General features: G+C 40.9%; 14 protein-coding genes. 2 read left to right on the forward strand and 12 right to left on the reverse strand.

Translation table 11 applies throughout. The features are described from left to right. Window positions 1–59: 59 nt before the first annotated feature. From FKV42_RS03125 to FKV42_RS03175, 11 genes are read right to left on the reverse strand one after another with little or no spacing between them, the layout of a single operon-like run. Entirely contained in the window at window positions 60–2,018 is a 1,959-nt protein-coding gene (locus FKV42_RS03125) for an amylo-alpha-1,6-glucosidase (protein ID WP_154808785.1), read from the reverse strand. Further along, window positions 1,996–4,014 (reverse strand): glycoside hydrolase family 15 protein, encoded by a 2,019-nt coding sequence (locus FKV42_RS03130; protein ID WP_154808786.1) that lies wholly within the window; start codon window positions 4,012–4,014, stop codon window positions 1,996–1,998. The genes FKV42_RS03125 and FKV42_RS03130 overlap by 23 nt, the downstream gene beginning before the upstream one ends. Beyond that, complete coding sequence (locus FKV42_RS03135; RefSeq protein ID WP_154808787.1) at window positions 4,011–4,820, reverse strand: V4R domain-containing protein; 810 nt, start codon at window positions 4,818–4,820, stop codon at window positions 4,011–4,013. The genes FKV42_RS03130 and FKV42_RS03135 overlap by 4 nt, the downstream gene beginning before the upstream one ends. Window positions 4,821–4,861: 41 nt before the next feature. Further along, complete coding sequence (locus FKV42_RS03140; protein ID WP_154808788.1) at window positions 4,862–6,058, reverse strand: glycoside hydrolase family 57 protein; 1,197 nt, start codon at window positions 6,056–6,058, stop codon at window positions 4,862–4,864. Then, on the reverse strand, window positions 6,055–7,233 hold the full coding sequence (locus tag FKV42_RS03145) for a polysaccharide deacetylase family protein (protein WP_154808789.1): 1,179 nt from the start codon (window positions 7,231–7,233) through the stop codon (window positions 6,055–6,057). The genes FKV42_RS03140 and FKV42_RS03145 overlap by 4 nt, the downstream gene beginning before the upstream one ends. Then, window positions 7,230–8,102, reverse strand: a complete 873-nt coding sequence (locus FKV42_RS03150; protein ID WP_230375450.1) for a mechanosensitive ion channel family protein — start codon at window positions 8,100–8,102, stop codon at window positions 7,230–7,232. Before FKV42_RS03150 ends, FKV42_RS03145 begins: the two co-directional genes overlap by 4 nt. Next, the gene (locus FKV42_RS03155; protein ID WP_154808790.1) at window positions 8,099–8,815 is read right to left on the reverse strand and encodes a DUF432 domain-containing protein; all 717 of its coding nucleotides are present in this window, start codon (window positions 8,813–8,815) and stop codon (window positions 8,099–8,101) included. Before FKV42_RS03155 ends, FKV42_RS03150 begins: the two co-directional genes overlap by 4 nt. A gap of 46 nt (window positions 8,816–8,861) precedes the next feature. Then, the gene (gene corA, locus FKV42_RS03160) at window positions 8,862–9,926 is read right to left on the reverse strand and encodes a magnesium/cobalt transporter CorA (RefSeq protein ID WP_154808791.1); all 1,065 of its coding nucleotides are present in this window, start codon (window positions 9,924–9,926) and stop codon (window positions 8,862–8,864) included. Window positions 9,927–9,952: 26 nt separating this feature from the next. Beyond that, window positions 9,953–11,134: a glycosyltransferase family 4 protein gene (locus tag FKV42_RS03165; RefSeq protein WP_154808792.1), complete on the reverse strand. Its 1,182-nt coding sequence runs from the start codon at window positions 11,132–11,134 to the stop codon at window positions 9,953–9,955. A 25-nt stretch (window positions 11,135–11,159) separates the two neighbouring features. Continuing rightward, window positions 11,160–12,137, reverse strand: coding sequence for a galactose-1-phosphate uridylyltransferase (locus FKV42_RS03170; RefSeq protein ID WP_154808793.1), 978 nt, complete (start codon window positions 12,135–12,137; stop codon window positions 11,160–11,162). Between the two features lie 2 nt (window positions 12,138–12,139). After that, the gene (locus tag FKV42_RS03175) at window positions 12,140–13,939 is read right to left on the reverse strand and encodes a glycosyltransferase (protein ID WP_154808824.1); all 1,800 of its coding nucleotides are present in this window, start codon (window positions 13,937–13,939) and stop codon (window positions 12,140–12,142) included. 226 nt (window positions 13,940–14,165) lie between these two features. On the opposite strand from FKV42_RS03175, the gene FKV42_RS03180 reads away from it, so the two are divergent. Then, entirely contained in the window at window positions 14,166–15,191 is a 1,026-nt protein-coding gene (locus FKV42_RS03180; protein WP_154808794.1) for a DUF21 domain-containing protein, read from the forward strand. A gap of 106 nt (window positions 15,192–15,297) precedes the next feature. Further along, window positions 15,298–16,152 carry a mechanosensitive ion channel family protein gene (locus FKV42_RS03185; RefSeq protein WP_154808795.1) on the forward strand — a complete coding sequence of 285 codons (855 nt, stop codon included), beginning with the start codon at window positions 15,298–15,300 and terminating at the stop codon, window positions 16,150–16,152. A 46-nt stretch (window positions 16,153–16,198) separates the two neighbouring features. Here FKV42_RS03185 and FKV42_RS03190 read toward each other — a convergent pair whose 3' ends face one another. Then, window positions 16,199–18,925 carry a cation-translocating P-type ATPase gene (locus tag FKV42_RS03190; RefSeq protein ID WP_394348038.1) on the reverse strand — a complete coding sequence of 909 codons (2,727 nt, stop codon included), beginning with the start codon at window positions 18,923–18,925 and terminating at the stop codon, window positions 16,199–16,201.

Consider the following 18,925-nt stretch of genomic DNA (forward strand, 5'->3'; position numbering starts at 1 on the left):
TTAAAATGAATTTAAACTCTCTTAAAGATTGCGTGTGAAATACGCCCGGTAATATATTACTACTTATCCGCTATTATATTTTCAGCATAACAACGCATGATCTCAGCTATGCTCCAGGCCTGTGAAACACAGCCATTGGGTTTATGAGGCCAGTCACCGTCAAATACCTCGGATATGCTGCCAATACACGCTTTGTCCAGATGCTCTTCAATTCCCATCAGCAGACTTCTAAGTTTATCCTTAGTTTCTGCTTTATCACTATAGACTTTTGAATATGCAGTGATATAAGGTCCAAGCAGCCATGGCCAGACGGTACCATTATGGTAAGCTGCATCCCTTTCCTCAGTATTTCCCCTGTAAAATCCTATGTACTTGCTATCAACAGGTGAAAGTGTTCGCAGTCCGTAAGGGGTAAGCAGTTCTTCAGCAATTATGTCAACAATTCCTTTTTCAATTTCATGTGGTAGCATTGTATGGGTAAGGGATACAGCAAACACCTGATTAGGTCTTATGGAAGCATCTTTCCAATCTTCACCATTACCTGAAATGCAGTCATAAAGACAGTTTCTTTCAGGGTTATGGAATTTCTCCCTGAAGCTTTTAGCCGTTATTTCAGCAGTTTTTCTAAGAACTGATACATCCTTTCCAAGTTTTGCCCCTATCTCGGCAGCATAAATAAGCGCATTGTACCAGAGGGCAGTGATCTCACAGGCTTTTCCTCTTCTTGGAGTTATTTCCCAGGTTCCTATTTTTGCATCCATCCATGTGAGCTGTCCTTCATGTTCTATCAGTCCGTCATCATCCATTCTGATACCGTAGTCAGCTCCGTTGCTATAGTTATTCACAATTTCAATGATAGTCGGCCAGATTTTCTCAATAAATGTAAGGTCACCGGTATAATCCAGATATCTGCCTGCGGCGTGCACAAACCAAAGGGAAGCATCCACTGTATTATAAACAGGTGAATCCACAGGATTCTCAGGGAAAAGATTGGGTATGAGTCCGTTTCTGCAACTGGCTGCAAATGTAGAGAGCACCGATCTTGCATCATCAAATCTTCCGGTTACAAGTGTCAGTCCAGGTAATGATATCATGGTGTCCCGTCCCCAGTCACCGAACCAGTGATAACCTGCGATGACAGACCTGGCACCTGTGCTCTTTCTGTTAACAATAAAAGAGTCACCTGCAACCATCAGTCTCTGCAAAAACACATCATTTCCGGATTTTGATGCTGCAATGCCCCGAATCCTTTTTTCTTCCCTGCTGATAAATTCATCAATTGTCTGAAGGTCTGTTTTTTCCCATTTCTCCGCGGATTCAGTGCTTGCAAGCACAAAAAATGAGCATTGTTCGTCACTTATTTCAAGTTTAAAATATCCTGGATTAAAATTATCCTCGCGGTAAGGATACCCTCTTGAAAGTTCAACCTCATATTCAAAATCATAATACCAGTGTTCATCTGCATGATATAGCGTGTTTGAGAAAAGACAGAATTGCAGATTATCAGTCTTAATTAAAGTGCTATACTCTTCTGTTTCCTGTAAAAAGGCGATGTCAGAAGCTTTAGTAAGATGATGGATTGACCTGTTGTTGATCAGGGGAAGTATTTTCAGGAAAGCTTTCCTTTTTCCAGGATTCTCAATGTCATATTTTACGATGGTAGTGTTCTCGCCATTTACCATCAAAATTCGCTTCTTGATTATCAACCCGCCAGCATTGTAGAGAAACTCCGGCAGAGGTTCTGTGCTGAAGTTTTTCAGGTATTTGTTTCCATTTGGATGCACTGCGCCCGGATACTTATGAACAGCGAGTTTGTGAACACCATTTTCTGTATATAATTCCTCATCAAGGGAAGAAAGTAAGACCATTCTCTCCACAGGTGGATTCATGGAAGCAACCAGCAGCCCGTGGTACTTTCGGGTATTAGCTCCTATTAAAGTGGAAGATGCGTATCCTCCAAGGCCGTTAGTTATCAGCCATTCCTTTGCTGTCCCTTCATGATAATCTGAATATATCATGTGAACTTCCGGTATGCTCCATTTCCTTTGAGCTGTTGAGTTTTCTTTGTATCTCGTCAAGCAAGAGGATATTGTCCATCATAAGTGCGCAGCTCCAGGACAGGGGGATTGCCCATGCAGGACTACCTGTATACTTGTTCACCTGTTCTGGCAGCATTCCGGCACCAGTTCTTCCTTTGAGTGACCACTGGATGTATTTAAGTGCATCATGAGTAAGTTTTCTATGTTCTTTATTCTCAGTATCCCCATCATAAGGATCAATATCCGATGCCATTTCAAGCATTGCCTTTGAAAGCCAGAGGGTTGTTACTATCCATGGGTTACCCTCTATGTAATTATCATCCACGTATCGCTTAATTCCAAAATGATCATTTACCGGAACTCTTAGATGCTTCTCTATATTTTCCATGATGGATTTTATCATCTCTTTTTCTTTTGGAATTTCAGGTGATAGCATTCCAAAAGGAACAAAAGTACCTATGATACTTGCATCAATGGCAGTATCAAGCTGTCCATTGGTTATCCCTCTTGCGAAATATTCATCATCAAGCCAGAATCTGTCAATAGTAGTTTTCTTAATTAACTCAGCTCTTTCTGTCCATCTGTCAGCAAGTCCTCTTTCATTATAGTCTATTGCTATATTTGCGGCGCTAAGAAGTCCTGCGTAAATTGCAGCATTGGTATAGGTAAAAACACCCGTATGTGTTTCCCAGAGGCCGATGCATGGATCATGCATTCCTTCAGCAGTTCTTCTCATAAGATATTCGGCAGCATTTAGCACGGTAGCCCAGATACTTTCCAGAAACTCATCTTTTATAGGATGCTGAAGTGTGCGGTAATACTGGTCCATTGCAAATATGGTGCTGCCGGTTTCATCTATCTGTGTTGAAAAACTGAAATTTCCCCAGGAGGGTGCTTTATTTCCATCCAGCCAGTAACGCTGGAACCACGAACCGTCATGCATCTGTGTTGCTTTACACCATTTAAAAAAGCGTGAGCAATATTCGGGATATCCCGCTTCCAGCAGAGATGTGACTATTTCCGCACTGTCCCTGTTCCAGCAGTAACCATAACCTCCGCTCATTTCAAATTCATGATCGAATTCCGGAGCTGCTACAAAAGATCCTCTGCCGGGGTCGTTGAGAATGGTCAATGTTAGTAATGAACGGTTAAATGTCATTTGCATCTCAAGTTTGAATTTTTCAAAACCAAGATAGTCAGGCAGTTCAAGCAATTTTTTTCTTGAAAGCCATTTGATCCATTTTTCCTGAGTTTCATTGTAAATGTCCTCGAAATTTTTTTTCTGTACCTGCCTCATTTTTCGGTACAAAGTGTTTCTTCTCGAAGCCGCACCAATAAAAACCGTAAATTCAGCAGGTTTTTCGACATCAATGTTCAGGTCCCAGCCGATGGCACAGTTAAGGTTACCTATATCTTCATGTTTCTTCTGGAGTTTTCCGTCTTCCATGTCGAACTTGGCATTTGTCCACCATATTGTGTCCATTGCCTTTCCGATCTGCCATTCTTTAAATATCGGGTCTGAGCTGATTCCTATATAGTGACTTTTCCAGTACTGCGCAAGCAGTCCTGAATCATAATCACAGAATGCCGAATTCTTCTTTTTTATTTCTCCAACCTGAAGATTGGAGTAGTAGAAGAATTTCCCGTTGAAGCTTCTCTGGGAAGTAATCCTGTATTTCCGCACAAGAACCGGTAATGAAGGATGAACAAAATCCAGTATGTCCATCTGGAGTCCATTGTGGTTTTTCATTTCAGTGCTTACAATATTGGTATTCTCTATGTATTTCTGGTCAGAAACCCATTCGCGTGCATTGGACCATATCAGTTCTTTTCCATCATGTATGCAGGCCTGTGATTCTTCTACATGCTGGGCGAAGTCTCTGCCCGGATAATAAAATCCAAAAATCTCTCCCTTTTTTCCCATGGTGACAAGCAATCTGTCATTCCCGAGGATCGCATTGGGTTGCCGTATCAATGTAATTCTCCCCTGAGTACGTGCTCAATCTTAACACCTGAGGGAGCAGGTGATATTACATGTTCACAGACTCCATCTCCCATACTTTTACATCTGGATTCACGCACCTGCACTGTCTTTTTAAGGCATTCAGATATGTATCCAGCAAGGAATGCACTCATATATGCGCATACGGGAACATCACTTTCTCCAAATTCCTCTGCAAGGAACGAATCAATCACCCGCACATTTCCACTAAGTTCGAAAACATTGATCTCATATTCTATTTTTCCCCATCCTGCAGCCATGAATAGTTCACCCAGAAGATCAAGGAAATTGTCATCATTCATTTCTGCCATATCCTGCATATATCTGGCAGCTCCTGCTCCATTTCTAAGCCCGATAATGGTAATCAGCCCTTCCGATTGGGGAACATGCTCGTTCATAATGTTGATAATATCCACAAAAGTCTTTGCTCTTATAAGGACCGCTCTATCGCCCAAAATTTTCAGGGGGAAATCCACTGACTGAATTGCCCGGTTCTTTGAATAACCCCATTTGACCGAGTGCACAACATCCATATTTTCAAGCTCTTCTGCAATACTATCAATGTCTCTTCCTTTTTCAGCTTCGGTAAACATGACATATTTACCCTTTGTCGGGTCTTCCGAACTATCAAGGTATGCAAACCTGATATCAAGTCCTTTCTCTGCAAAAAAAGAAGTAATATCGGCTTCAGATTGTAATGTGTTCTCATACGCAATTTTAAACCAGACTACATCTGCTTCCTTATTCACTCTTGAGAACATGTAAAGATCTCTTACCATACATAAACTCCCAATGAATTATATGACATTACACAATATTATTATGCTGGTGGATTCAGGCTTCTGAACACCTGAGACTTGAAATCATTAAGAGCTGCCATAAAGTTTACTGCTGCGTCGTATGGTGATTCGTGAATGCTGAAATATGAATGCACATCTCCATCACCAAGCCACTTTGTGCTCATATAGTAATAGTGGTCGGATGTAAGCATATGTTTCCATATCCTTAGAAGCTCAGGGTCCTTTGTTTTCCTGACATAGGGTTCAAGTAATTTCATTTCCTCAAAACAGCGGCGTTGCATATCATTACCCAGCCAGGCGCTGGTATCTCTTTCAATATCTGCCCATGAGATCGTGGAAAAGTCACCTATGTCTATTTCTCCCACGGGTTTGTATGCATCTATGGTCTCTGATGGAGTAAGGAAGCGCATTCCTCTGTCTCTTACTTCTCCCGGTAAAGCCTTTAGGAACTCAAATATTCCGGTGTCTTCCCACTGGTGCTCACCGAATGTTTCGTAATCCATGAAAATGTTTAGTGTTTCCCCATGGTTCCAGGAAGCCCAGTCTGCCCATTTGTTTGCTGTTAATGGATATTCTTCCCACCATCTTGATGAGAAACGATAGCCGATATCATCACTGAGTTTATAGTTACGCATAAGGACTGCAATGTCTGAATATCTTGCCTTGTAGACATGATCAGGTGACCTTCCGTGGAGTATACTCTCAATACCTTCTGTCAGTATGGCATCATATCCCATCTTTGCGGCAAAGTGTGCAACACTGTTGTTGTAGAGCATCTCGGTGTTCCTGAATACTCTTGGTGTCACACCAAGAAGTTCTGATATGAGATCACGATGCTCCTTCACCTCATCCATGAACTCATCCTTTGATTCGAAAAGTGATGCAAGGGAATGGTAACATGTTTCGTCAATGAATTCAATGCACCCGGTCTCAGCAAGGTCCCTGAATGTGTCAAGGACATCTTCTCCCCATTCCATGCATTGTTCAAGCAGGGTTCCTGTGACAGACATACTTGCCCTGAAATAACCATCAGTATTGTCAACAAGTTCAAGCAGTGTCCTGTTTGCAGGAAGGTAGCATTTGCCTGCGACCTTGTGGAAAATTTCTTTGTTGGCAACTTCATCAAAATAGCGGTCAAATCCCTGTCTGTGGTCAGGCCAGAACCACCGCAGTCTGTATGGCTGGTGAACCTCAAAGAAAGGACAGATGGAATTCATTCTGCAGCCTCCTTTTTCCCGGCAGATTTACTCTCTGCAGCTTCAGTTGCTTCTGTTATAATTATTGCCCGCTCAATATCTGAAAGTATGGACAGGTCATTCACTGCTCTTTCATATCCCAGTCTCCTTTCTTCTGAGTTCATTTCCAGGAAAACCTCGCTCTGCTGCAAGTAACGGAATATTCTCATGACCTCTGCTTTTTTCTCATTGTCTTCAAGTTTTCCAAGCATTTCAGCTATGTCTACAAGTTCATGAATGAACAGGTGTTGTGCATGATTTCCAAGCAGGTTGTGCATTCCATAGCGTGCTGTCATCTTTGACTTAAGGGAGGGAAGTTCTTTTCTTTTGAAAAGTTCGACAGCCTCTTCAGCTAAGAGCATTTTCACACCATGTTTTTTCAGGCATATTGGCAGTTCATGAAGTAATTCAAGTATTCCTTCATTGTTCTGAAGGTGAGTGTTGATTGAATCATATTTTATGTAAAGTGTAATGACATCACCTTCCATGCTTGCTATCCATGATGCGAATTTGTCAGCTATCAATGGATATCCTGTCCACCTTTTGTCTGAGAATTTGATCTCCAGGTCCTCGCTCAGGTTTATATGTCGCAGAAGTGTCGGTACTTCATTATCATAAACATGTACGGGGTCATATCCATTCGTGATGTTCTGTGAACCCTCGGAAATAAAGCACTTGAATCCCATTTCATGGATGGTTTTCATTATCTTCTTATCAAAAAGAAGTTCGGTATTCACAAAGGTTTCAGGTTCAGTTCCAAAAACATCCCTGATAATCTTTACATCCATTTCTATCTGTTTTTTGAATTCAGTCAGGTCTGGAAACAGACATGATATGGAGTGATAATAAGGTGAAGCTGCAAATGAGATATTGTCGCTTCCAAGTTTTTTGAATCCATCTATTATCTCAGGTGACCATTTGCATTGTTCAAGGAAAACACCGGATATATCCAGAGTGTATTTACCTCCATTTTCGATAGACTTAGCCAGCGCCTCATTAAGTGTTTCAATGTTTGCTGCAAATTTTGTGAAGTTATGGAATGCTTTTTCCATATCAAAGTATTTTTCAATATGGATTTCTCCGTATCCTTCCCCTGGCCAGTACCAGCGTAGTGGCAAAGGTAGATGTACTTCAAAACAAACGCATACAGCTTTCATTGTTCATCATATCCTGTTTCTGAAATATCTGACATCTTTCTGGTGTTCAGTTCACTGGCAAACCATACTGTTCTTTGTGGGAAGGCAATTTCGATACCATTCTCTTCAAGTGTTTTTTTGATAACCCATAGAAGTCTGGTTTTCATATCGTACCATTGTGTTGCAGGTGCCCATATCCTGACAATAATGTTGACAGCGTTATCTCCCAGTGTGTCTACAAAAATGCTTGGTTCGGGGTTGACAAGTGCAAAAGGTTCCTTCTCAATTATGTCCCTGATGATTTTTATGGCTTCATCGGCACTATCGCTGTATCTGATTCCCACCACATATTCAAACCTTCTTGCAAGATTTGCAACATAATTTGTGATGCTGGTGGTAAAAACAGTTTCATTTGGAAGTCTGATAAATAGGCCATCATAGGTGCGGATTATAGTGGAAATTATCTTTATATCTTCAACAAAACCCAGCTTATTATCGATATTTACCTGATCGCCGATCTTAATGGGTCGTTCTACCATGAGGAAAACACCTGAGATTAAATTCCCCATAATACTCTGGCTGGCAAAACCAAGAACAATACCAACAACTCCTCCTGCAACAAGAAGACCTGAGGTATCAATCTGGAGATATGGGAAAATAACTCCTACTATCGAAATAACAATTGCTCCATAATAAATGGACTTAATAAGGATATTCAGGTGTTCCTTGTCCATTTTGTCCTTAAGAGCCCTCTGTAAATAGATCGTTATGCCTTTTGCCAGTAATATTGTAAAGAAAAGAATAGCAATTACAGTTGTTATCTGAAGCAGCGGATCAGAGAGTGCTGGCATATATGACGTAATTGTGCTGTTGGTATTGCTGTTATTCATATACCAAACTCCATGATTCCCTTTGTGGTTGTTATTGCAAGTTTACGTGTTGTATAGAGCTCCATTGAACGCTTGAATCTTGATGTTGTAGGATAAGTACTGAAATCCGTTTCTGCAAGGAGCTTGTTTATGATTCTCATACTGGCTCTCATTCCAAGTCTTGTGTCCCCAAAATAGAGCTTCATACCATAAGCATTGAATATTGCTTTTGTAATCTCCATCTGATGATTTGATTCATTAGAAATACTCAGTTCAATAAATCCTTCATAGAGGTTATCTGTGTCCGGCTCATCAGTATATATGTCACTTTCCCAATGCCTGCAGATCATTCCCTGTGTATGGCTTCCGTAAAGTGTGTACTTAATTTTGTTTAATGTGAAAACATCAATAACTTCATAATTTTTACCGGATTTGTCAGTAACAAAAACTCCAATTTCTGTGGGAAATTTAAGATATATCTTTTTCTTGTCACCTGGTCGGATTATTGCTGATCTCTTAAATTCTATCAGTAAAAATGATGTGATGCTTTCAGGAAGGTTTACCGGTTCAATAGGATTGATCACTATGTTTCCATCGTTGTTTAACAAAACAAGTTCCTTCTCTTCATCTCCTTTGAACAGGCGTTTATAGATAATGTCATCTCCCTGTTTTTCAACTATAATTTCAGTATCTTCAGTTACTGTGGTAAACGGTGGGTGATATATCTCAAACATTTTGTATCGTTTCTCGTTTTGTTACTTGTTTGTTACTTCTTTTAGATTAAAGCCAGTTCTTCCTGCGGAAATACAGATACATGGAAATGAATATCAATATATTAATTATCCACACGGTAGGGTATCCCCATTTCCATCCCAGTTCAGGCATATAACTGAAATTCATTCCATACATTCCGGCAAGGAATGTCAGGGGGATAAATATGGTTGCGATGATCGTGAGTGTTTTCATCACTTCATTCATCTTGTTACTGACACTTGAAAGATAAACATCCAGTATTCCGGAAAGGATATCCCTGTATGTTTCAATGGCATCTGCAACCTGTATTGTATGGTCGTAGATATCCTTGAGGAATACGAATGTCGTCTCTTTTATAAGATCAGACTCGGATCGGTCCAGCCCGCTGATAACTTCCCTGAGTGGCCATACTGATTTACGCAGGTATATCATTTCCTTTTTCAGGTTGTGTATATTTTGAAGGGTCCCAGGCTCCGGATTTTCAACAAGTTCCTCTTCCAGATCCTCAATGATCTCTCCAAACCTTTCAATGATTATGAAATAATTGTCAATAATGGAATCAATAAGTGCATAGGCAAGGTAGTCAGCTCCCATTTGCCTTATCCTGCCTTTTGAATTCCGTATTCTTTCCCTTACAAAATTGAAAGTATCGCCTTCAAGTTCCTGGAAAGAAAGGACAAAATTATCCCCAAGGATGATGCTTACCTGTTCAGCTTTAACATCAGTATCACCATCATTGAACCAGAGCATTTTCAGGACAACATAGATGTAGGAATCATAGTCTTCCATCTTCGGACGCTGTGTGGTGTGTACAATGTCTTCCATTACAAGAGGATGGAGTCCGAAATGCTTTCCAAGTTTTTCAACGATATCTACCTGATGGATTCCGTCAATGTTTATCCATGAAACAGTAGGATAATCCTTGAAAGGGAAACATTCTTCCACATTTTCAACTACACGTTCCTGATAGTTATCTTTATCATAGTCGATAATGGTTATCTTTGGTTTCTCAGTTCTTTCCTCTCCGATATGTATCAAAGATCCAGGAGCAAGTCCTGCTTTCCTTGAAGATTTATAAAACAATTTACTCATGGTCCCACCCCATATTCATTATCGTTTTACTGATTCTGAACGAGTTTCAATTGCTCGTTATACACATCTGCTGTAGATTCTGCTATGTTGTCCCAGTTGTACCTTGTTCCTATGAGTTTCTGCCCTTCTTTTCCAAGTTCATCGTCAGTATAATTGTTGAATACGTGATTAATTCCCCACGCAATGGAATCAGGATTCTGGTAAACGATGACGCCGTCCTTGAAATTATCTATTAGGGAGATAGCATCTGTAGCAACAATATTTTTTCCTACGTCCCAAGCTTCTAGAAGGATTATTCCAAAAGGTTCGTTGCGGCTTGGTACACATATAAGGTTGCAGGCATTCATCCATTTGTTTTTTACGGATTCATCAACATAACCAAGGAAACGACAACTATCCATGACATTCAATTCATGTGCAAGCCTTTCACATTCCGGTCGCATTTCACCTTCACCGATAATGACACACTTTACGTCCCATCTGTTTGCCAGCACTGCAGGAATAGCTCTCACAAAAAGATCAGGTCCTTTCTGGAAACTCATCCTTCCGACAAAAAGAACAACAGGTGCGTATGGATGTATGCCGTATTCTTCCTTTAGCTTGCCCGGATCTACATCCATCTTAATTTTGCCTCCGTGTATTCCATTGGGTATTATGGTCATCTTGTAGTCAGGGATCTGGTAAAGATATTGAATCTCATCTTTTAGTTTAGTAGATGTAACTATCACTTTTGCGGACTCATAGCCAGCTCTCCATTCCCTGTGGCTGATTTTCATGGCTTCCCACCAGTTGCCATGCTTGTTACCGTTCCTGCCCCATTCGGTACTATGGTATGTCATTATGAAAGGAATTGAAAATTCATCTTTCAATCTGCATACCAGGTTTACAGGATGCCAGTCATGTACGTGTGTAAGGTCAAATTTTCCAAATTTACTGGTGGCTTCGGTAAAAGCGCTGTACATTGAATCGCACATGCTGTCCATCTGCTGGACAATACCACCATCAAGTGCATGGTATACTCTATGATAGTGCACGCTGTTGATGACCTCATAAGGCAACATATCCTTGTTGCGTGTAAAAATGTGAATGTCATGTCCTTTTTTTGCTAGGGCTTCTGAAAGCTCGGTAACATGAGGTGCCAGCCCACCAACAGTTATGGAATTCAGGCTTTCCCATGAGAACATGGCGATTCTTAATTTATTTTCCATCAGATCCCTTCTTAATGCAGGTTCCTTATTCAGGGTTCAGTAAATGCTCTACAGCTATTTCCGGCGGGACGCTATTAATGTATATGTCCGTGTTCTTTTCAAATCCCGCAGCAATTGATGTGATTGGTACAATCCTTACGTTGAAATGATAGCTAAGATCATGTTCTATCTGGAAGAACATGTAATTGTACGCAAGTTCCGGTATTGTCCTGTCAAGCAATTTGACAGCAGTTTGTATGCAGTCTCCAAGAGACATGAGCATCTCGTCAGTGAAAGCAGAAATATGGTTCACATGCTTTTTGGGAAGCATCCACATTTCGTATTGGTTTTTAGAGCAGTATGGTGCAATTAGAATGAAATCATCATTCTCATAGACCTGTCTTTCTTTCCCACTCTCTTTTTCAATGATTCTGCAATAAGGGCAACTGTTCATCTCAGAGATGGCCTTTTTCTCTTTAGCAAGAGATGGCGGCATCAGAGGAACAGCAATAAGCTGTGAGTGGGTATGTTCAAGGGAAGCACCTGCCTTTTTTCCCCAGTTCTTAAAGAGCGATACATATTCAACACCCTCCTGAGACTGATAGTGCATTACCCTGTCCCTGTAGGCTTTCATAAGAAGCAGAAGTTCTTCATCTGAAAAGAGATTAATTCTATTTTCATGAGATGGATTTTCTATTATGACTTCGTGATATCCATAGCCTTTTTGAACTTCAAAACCTGAGTCTTGAATTTCCTTTGCATCAGGGGATAGTGCAGGATAGAGATTTGGTATACACCTGACCTGCCAGTCCTTAACCAGCTTTTCATCAGTGTCTTTCAGTATTTTTCCGTCTTTGTAAACAGCCTGTGCAGGAGGTGTCTGATCTTCATGGCCACCGCAAAATACGCAACTGTCTGTTTTTATTTCCTCACCACAGGCTTTCGGTGCTGATGGTCTTTTAGCCCTGCCTGATGCTATTATGCAGTACTCGTCAAGGAAATAGTGTTTACGTATTTCGGACATGTTCACTCCATCCGTGTTCCTGTTAAAAGTTCATAATACGTCTTTATTGGCTCTTCCCAGTTCATGTCCTTTGCAAGGTGGTTCGCTTCCTGGCAAAGAAGGTTGTACTTTACCTTATCATCGGTGAATGTATCAATGAAGTAATCCATTGCAAGTGCATAGTCTGCAATTGATTCCAGATATGGAATATTGATGTTGTCAACAACAATGACACCTCCCATTCCCATTACAAGTCTTTTGAGGGTCTTAAGAGCATCACTGAATCCGCAGATCTTGCTTACAATACTCGGGGTTGCTTCTTTTCCCGCTTCGAGTCCTGTAAGAAGGAATGGTTCGTATTTTGAAGGGAAAACACCTGCAATACACCCTGACATGAGCTCGTCTGACCTCATATTAAGTCCACCGTCATGGTCAGATATCCACTGGGGATAAAGGACTGCTGAGACACGTCTGCTGCCATCGGTAAGTTTCGAACATTCCAACTCTCTGGCTTTAATCATTTGTTGGAGACGTATTTCTTCGCCCACAAGTGCTTCTTCCGGAAGGTTGATAGGGAAATTTTCAGGTGGATTGGCTTTCGGACCATGAGCTGCTATTATAAAGCAGACAACACGGTATTTATCATCGAGATGTCCTGCATCGATCTCGACCTTGACCATTCTGTCAAGCAGGACAAGTGAATCCAGCAGGTCAGGATAACCTTTGTTCTCGATTTCGATACGTGATATTGAAAAAATCGGTATTATTCTTTCAGGGGGTATGACTTTTCCATCATATACAGCATATAACTTCTCCGAAAGGAAATTCTGTATTCTTTCCCTGCATTCCTTTTTCTTATCCCACTCTATATCGTCACCATCATTATCTATCCCATTACGGACGATAATTGAATCAATTCCATAAAAGAGCTTTATTTCCTTGCGTGTGGAATCACCAACAGCGGTAACAACATCTGCAAATGCTGATAATGATTCCAGCTTTGCAAAATTAACAGGAACTCCGCTATCCCAGGAACTATCATTTTCCCTGATCTTCTGTATGGATTTATGTCCTGAAGATCTTCCGGGGAGTGTTGCATGATATGTTGCAACGCTCTTTACGCTAATTCCAAGTTTCTTAAGTCTTGCAAGTGCGTAGAATACACCAAATTCATGACAGTGAAGTGAAACATGGACTTCAGGCATAAGGGATGCAGCAAATTCGGAAATTGCTTCATCCGTATACTCTTCAGCACTTGTTTCTCTGGATGTGACCAGTGCTTTAACAAACTCAGAAATAGCATACGAAAGGTTAACATAATGACTATACTCCATTCCATTGCCCATGTTTTCATAGGTCATGGAATCAAGGCCGATAAGTTCATAAGCTTCGGCCTTTATAGCACTTGCCAGACACATTTCTGTTCCTTTATAGTCAACACTAACCCTGCAAAAATCGTTTGTCTTGAACATTAAATAGATGACTTTTATGCCATGTATAGTCTCAACACCAGGGAACACTTCAATTCCTTTTGTTTTGAGTTCCTCGATGGCTTCAAAGACAGGGCCTTCAGGTTCAAGCTCTTCCATCTGGCTCATATCAGTTATACGATTCAGTCCTTTATTCCAGTCAGAACCGCTGTAACCGTAGTATGGTCCTGCAACAACTATGGTCGGAGAAGGCACTTCTTCGATGACTCCTTTTGCTATCAGGCTTGCAAGGTTCTTTGCTTCGGCGTCAATTACGTTCCATATACCGCCCATTTTATTGGACTTAGGGCCGGCTTCTTCTCCTGCGATAATTATACATTTGCTTTCCAGCATCATTCCCTTCTCCCTTAATTATCTTCTTTTCTAAATAGAGTTGCGATTATATATGAAAATATCTGAAAGTTCAGAATTGTTAACAGTTGTCTTATTTTTGAAAGTTAACATTACCCACACGATGTTGAAGAGAACCTCTTAAATAAGAATGTCAGAAAAGCTTTTTATTGTTCCTGGAACCATTATCATTAACAATGCTTTTGAAACTGCGTTAGCGGAATAAAACATGAACGAACTAATTACATGGTTTTTGATATTTTTATGTCTGATCCAGTCCGGTATTTTTTCCGGTCTGACCATCGGAATGTTTGGACTCAGTCGTCTTCGTCTTGAGATTGAGGCTGAGGCCAAAAACGATAATGCCCGGAAAGTCCTTGCTCTGAGGCAGAATTCACACATGTTGCTTTCAACTCTCTTATGGGGAAATGTAGGGGTAAATGTACTTCTGGCATTGTTTACGAATTCGGTGCTGACAGGAGCTTCGGCTTTTGTTTTCTCTACAATATTCATTACATTGTTTGGTGAGATTGCACCACAGGCTTATTTTACAAGAAACTCTCTTCGCCTGGGAGCTACCCTTTCACCTCTTGTAAAATTGTATATGTTCCTGCTATATCCGGTAGCTAAGCCATCCTCTATTATGCTGGATATGTGGCTTGGAAAAGAGAAAATGGAATTTTTCAAGGAACGTTCTCTTGGAATAATGCTTAAAAAGCATATAGTTTCAGAAAGCAGTGATATCGATCATCTTGAAGGTCTCGGTGCTTTGAATTTCCTTTCAATTGATGACCTTTATATTAAGCAGGAAGGTTCTGTGGTTGACCCTATGAGTATAATATCCCTGCCAACTTTCAACGGTCTTGTGGTTTTCCCGTCCCCGGATGATCAGGAATTTACCATTCTTCTTGAAAAGATAGCTTCCAGTTCAAAGAAATGGGTCATAATACAGGATGAGGCTGGTGAGCCTGTAATGGCAGTAGATTCTGGTTCATTTCTCAGGGATGCTATTTACAAAAAGGATGATTTCAACCCGTACAAATATTGTCATCATCCAATTATTATCAGTGATCCGGAAGAGAAACTTGGAAGTGTAGTCCATCGGCTGACAGTTTATCCGGTTAATGACGAGGATGATGTTATTGACGATGATCTGATACTCTACTGGAACAGGGATGATCCTGAAAAGATGATTATTACCGGTTCTGATATACTGGGAAGGCTTCTCAGGGGTATTGTGGTAAGGGTGGAATGAGTCCATACACCTTTAAATTAATCACAAAGATGCAATATCATTCAGGAAGTATAAATACAGGCAAAAACAAGTCACATATGGATTTATTTCTGAACAGGGTGGTTGGATGGCAGTGTTACAGGATATTTTAGATAATGTTGATATCTGGGTAAATGCCGGAATAAATATTCTGATAATCCTTTTCCTTCTTTTGGTTATCAATATTTTTTTCACTATTCTCAGAACAAATCTGATGAAAAAAGCAAAGACAAAAAAACAACGTTCTAATATCAAGATATTCGGTCAGCTTTCTAGATATACTCTGTCACTGCTCGTTATTATATTAGCAATTCTTAAAACATCCGGCGCATGGTCCAGTTTTGGTGTGTTTCTTGGTTTGCTTTCAGCAGCCATTGGTTTTGCTCTTCAGCAACCGATTACAGGCGTTGCCGCCTGGATCATGGTGGTTACAAAAAGACCTTTTGATATCGGTGACAGGATTATCATAGGTGATGTAAAAGGGGATGTCGTTGATTTCAACCTTACTCACGTTCATGTGATGGAGATTGGAGGGCTGATTACCGATGAAGAGAATTCCGGCAGACTTATTATGATCCCCAACTGGATGCTCTTTGAGAAGAATATAATCAACTATACATCAAATAACGATTTTGTGTTGCACAGTGTTACCGTCAATGTAACCTATGAAAGCAACCTTGATCGTGCAATAGAGATAGCAGATCTTTCAGCGAGAAAATTCCTTGCCGGAACTATCAGTACCAGTCCGGGCAGTCCAAAGGTGAGGGTTGATTTCCAGGCAAGTGGTATCGATGTTCAGGTAAAGTATTTTTCACCCGCAAGGCAGTTGCATGAATATTCCTCTAAGATCACAAAGGAGATCTTTGACAGGATAAAAGATGCAGATGATGTCGAAATAGCCTATCCTCACACCGAGGTTGTCTTCAGGAAAAAGGCAATGTGAGCGTAAGTATGCATATAAGAACTTTAAAATGGAAATTTGCTTGAAATTACCATTTGAAGAAACGGGTTATAAATGCTGAATCTTTCCTGATTCCATATTTTCTTAGTTCATCTACAGTGAGCAAGAGTATTGCAAATGGCACTGCAATGAGTACATATTTCATGGAGATTGCAGCAGTGTTGAATATCAGGTTCACAAGCGGATTAAATATTATAAATGACAGTATGATAAGTTCACTTGCAATTCCTATTAGAATCATTTTGTTGCTGAAAAATCCTTTTGTGAATACGGATTGTCTTCTTGTTCGTGATGTGAACACGTTTGCTATCTGGCAGATAATAACAGCCGCAAAGAAAGCAGTTATGGCCTGCATGTAAAGGGTGTCTGTGAATGGCAAATCCTGTCCCCATTTCCATCCGCCGTCAAAGAGCACAGCAAAATAACATGCAAATCCGGCAGCAGCTTCTATCGGTCCTTTAATTCCATAAGAAGTTAGCAGTACCTGAGGTGTCAGTAGTTTTTCATCCCTCGAACGTGGTGGTCGTTTCATGATGTCACCTTCACCTTTTTCAACTGCAAGTGACAGGGCAGGGAGTATATCTGTACCCAGGTCGATGGCAAGGATCAGCTGTACATTCATTGGCAATGGAAGTGCCAGCAAAACAAATGCGATGAACGGTAAGATCTCAGGAACATTGCTTGTGAGAATGTAGGCAATGAACTTCTTGATATTGTCAAAGACTGTCCTACCTTCTTCAATTGCGTTGACTATGGTTGCAAAGTTATCATCCAGCAAAACCATGTCTGCTGCTTCTCTTGCAACATCAGTGCCGCTTCCCATGGCAACACCCATGTCAGCATTTTTCATTGCAGGAGCATCGTTCACACCATCCCCGGTCATTGTAACAATCTCTCCGGCTTCCTGGAAAGCCTGCACGATCTTGAGTTTTTGTACAGGGGAGGTTCGGGCAAATACAATGCTTGGTGCTTTTAATCTCTTTGAGAGTTCATCTGTTGAAAGCTCTTCCAGTTCTGCACCTGTTATCAGTACAGGATCGGCATGATCTCTTGTAAGTCCTACAGAAGCAGCAATGGAGCGGGCAGTTACAGGGTGATCTCCTGTAATCATAACTACTTTGATGCCTGCTAAATGGCATTTCCTGATAGCTTCAGTGGCTTCCGGCCTTGGAGGGTCAACAGCGCCTGCAAACCCAAGGAATACGAACCCATCCTCATACTCTTTTACACTATCAGCTTTCCTGTAAGCAAATGAAAGAACTCTCTCTCCACGCTTTGCCATTTCAAGGTGTTCAGCTTCAAGGGTCTTTTTTAAATTCTCATCAAGTGTTTCCTCTTTTCCCTTAACAAAAAGGTGGGTGCACATGTCAAGAATAACTTCCGGAGCTCCTTTCATGTATGCTTCCATAGTTCCTTTAGGTGTCTTGCAGACAACCTGCATTCTCTGCTTTTTGGAATCGAATGGATATTCGGATGCTCTTGGATAATCATCTTTCAGTTTTCCAATATCAGTGAATCCACTGGCATAGACCAGAAGTGAACCTTCAGTCGGATCGCCTTTGTATCCTGGGTTTTCGTCAGTGAGTCTGGAATTGTTACATATGGTAGCAACCCTTAGAAGCATTTCAGGTGGCTCTGCTTTGTTTTCCACATCAAGCATGCCTGAACCTGTGTATACTGAATGGATTGCCATTTTGTTCTGGGTTAATGTGCCTGTCTTATCTGTACATATGACCGTTGTGGAACCAAGAGTTTCAACGGATTCCAGTTGTTTGATAAGAGCGTTTCTTTTTGCCATTCTTTTTGAGGCAAGGCTCAGTGCAAGTGTAACCGTTGGAAGCAGTCCTTCAGGTACGTTTGCTACAATGATGCCTATGGCAAAGATGAGGTTTGCAAGGAATGTGTCCTGTATCAGGAACCCGACAATAAAAAATGATATTCCAAGGAATATGGCAATTGCTGAAATAATCTTGATAAAATCATTAAGTTCTTTGCGTATGGGTGTGTCAACAGATGCTGTCTGTTCGGTTAAGGCTGCAAGCTTTCCTATCTGGGTATCCGACCCTGTTCCGAATATGATAGCTTTTCCGTTACCTGTCTGAACCAGGGTTCCAGAGAAGACCATATTTCTGCATTCAAGTATATTCGGGTGAGTGCAGTCCAGTGATCGTAACTGTGGTTCGGCTTCTCCTGTTATAGGTGAGTTATCTACCTTCAGGGAATTCTCTTCGATGAGCCTGCCATCGGCTGGTATCTTGTCTCCCTCTTCAAGAAATATCACATCTCCAACAACAATATCGGTAGCAAGTATTTCGGTTATTTCGCCATCCCTTAGTACTTTTGTTTTTGGCGGGATCAGGTTCTTGAAACTTGCCATTATTCTTTCGGCCTGATATTCCTGGATGAATGTGAAGGTCCCGTTCAGGATAACTACTCCAAGCAGTGCTATGGCAATGAAAATATTACCCTGTCCAGGGTCCAGCCATTCGGCTATAAATGATAATATTGAACCGAACAATAGTAAAAGTGAAAAGAAATTCTTGTATTGCTTGAAGTATCTGACTAAGAGGCTTTGTTTTCCGGTTTCCTCGAAAACATTCTTACCACAAAGTTCTATTCTGCGGTTTGCTTCTTCTGTAGATAAACCTTCAGTTGTTGCATTTAGTCTTTTCAGAATTTCTTCTAATGAAACGCTGTGTTCATCACCATTGGATTTACACTGGATGTTTGTATCTGTTGTCAATCCTTTCTCCAC

This window comes from Methanolobus vulcani (assembly GCF_006546655.1).
Taxonomy (GTDB): Archaea; Halobacteriota; Methanosarcinia; order Methanosarcinales; family Methanosarcinaceae; genus Methanolobus; species Methanolobus vulcani_A.

What these genes read in the sequence shown, in the direction of transcription:
- FKV42_RS03125 (WP_154808785.1), bottom strand. Translation starts at nt 2,018, where the DNA reads ATGATATATTCAGATTATCATGAAGGGACAGCAAAGGAATGGCTGATA.
- FKV42_RS03135 (WP_154808787.1), bottom strand. Translation starts at nt 4,820, where the DNA reads ATGGTAAGAGATCTTTACATGTTCTCAAGAGTGAATAAGGAAGCAGAT.
- FKV42_RS03140 (WP_154808788.1), bottom strand. Translation starts at nt 6,058, where the DNA reads ATGAATTCCATCTGTCCTTTCTTTGAGGTTCACCAGCCATACAGACTG.
- FKV42_RS03145 (WP_154808789.1), bottom strand. Translation starts at nt 7,233, where the DNA reads ATGAAAGCTGTATGCGTTTGTTTTGAAGTACATCTACCTTTGCCACTA.
- FKV42_RS03150 (WP_230375450.1), bottom strand. Translation starts at nt 8,102, where the DNA reads ATGAATAACAGCAATACCAACAGCACAATTACGTCATATATGCCAGCA.
- FKV42_RS03155 (WP_154808790.1), bottom strand. Translation starts at nt 8,815, where the DNA reads ATGTTTGAGATATATCACCCACCGTTTACCACAGTAACTGAAGATACT.
- corA (WP_154808791.1), bottom strand. Translation starts at nt 9,926, where the DNA reads ATGAGTAAATTGTTTTATAAATCTTCAAGGAAAGCAGGACTTGCTCCT.
- FKV42_RS03165 (WP_154808792.1), bottom strand. Translation starts at nt 11,134, where the DNA reads ATGGAAAATAAATTAAGAATCGCCATGTTCTCATGGGAAAGCCTGAAT.
- FKV42_RS03170 (WP_154808793.1), bottom strand. Translation starts at nt 12,137, where the DNA reads ATGTCCGAAATACGTAAACACTATTTCCTTGACGAGTACTGCATAATA.
- FKV42_RS03175 (WP_154808824.1), bottom strand. Translation starts at nt 13,939, where the DNA reads ATGCTGGAAAGCAAATGTATAATTATCGCAGGAGAAGAAGCCGGCCCT.
- FKV42_RS03180 (WP_154808794.1), top strand. Translation starts at nt 14,166, where the DNA reads ATGAACGAACTAATTACATGGTTTTTGATATTTTTATGTCTGATCCAG.
- FKV42_RS03185 (WP_154808795.1), top strand. Translation starts at nt 15,298, where the DNA reads ATGGCAGTGTTACAGGATATTTTAGATAATGTTGATATCTGGGTAAAT.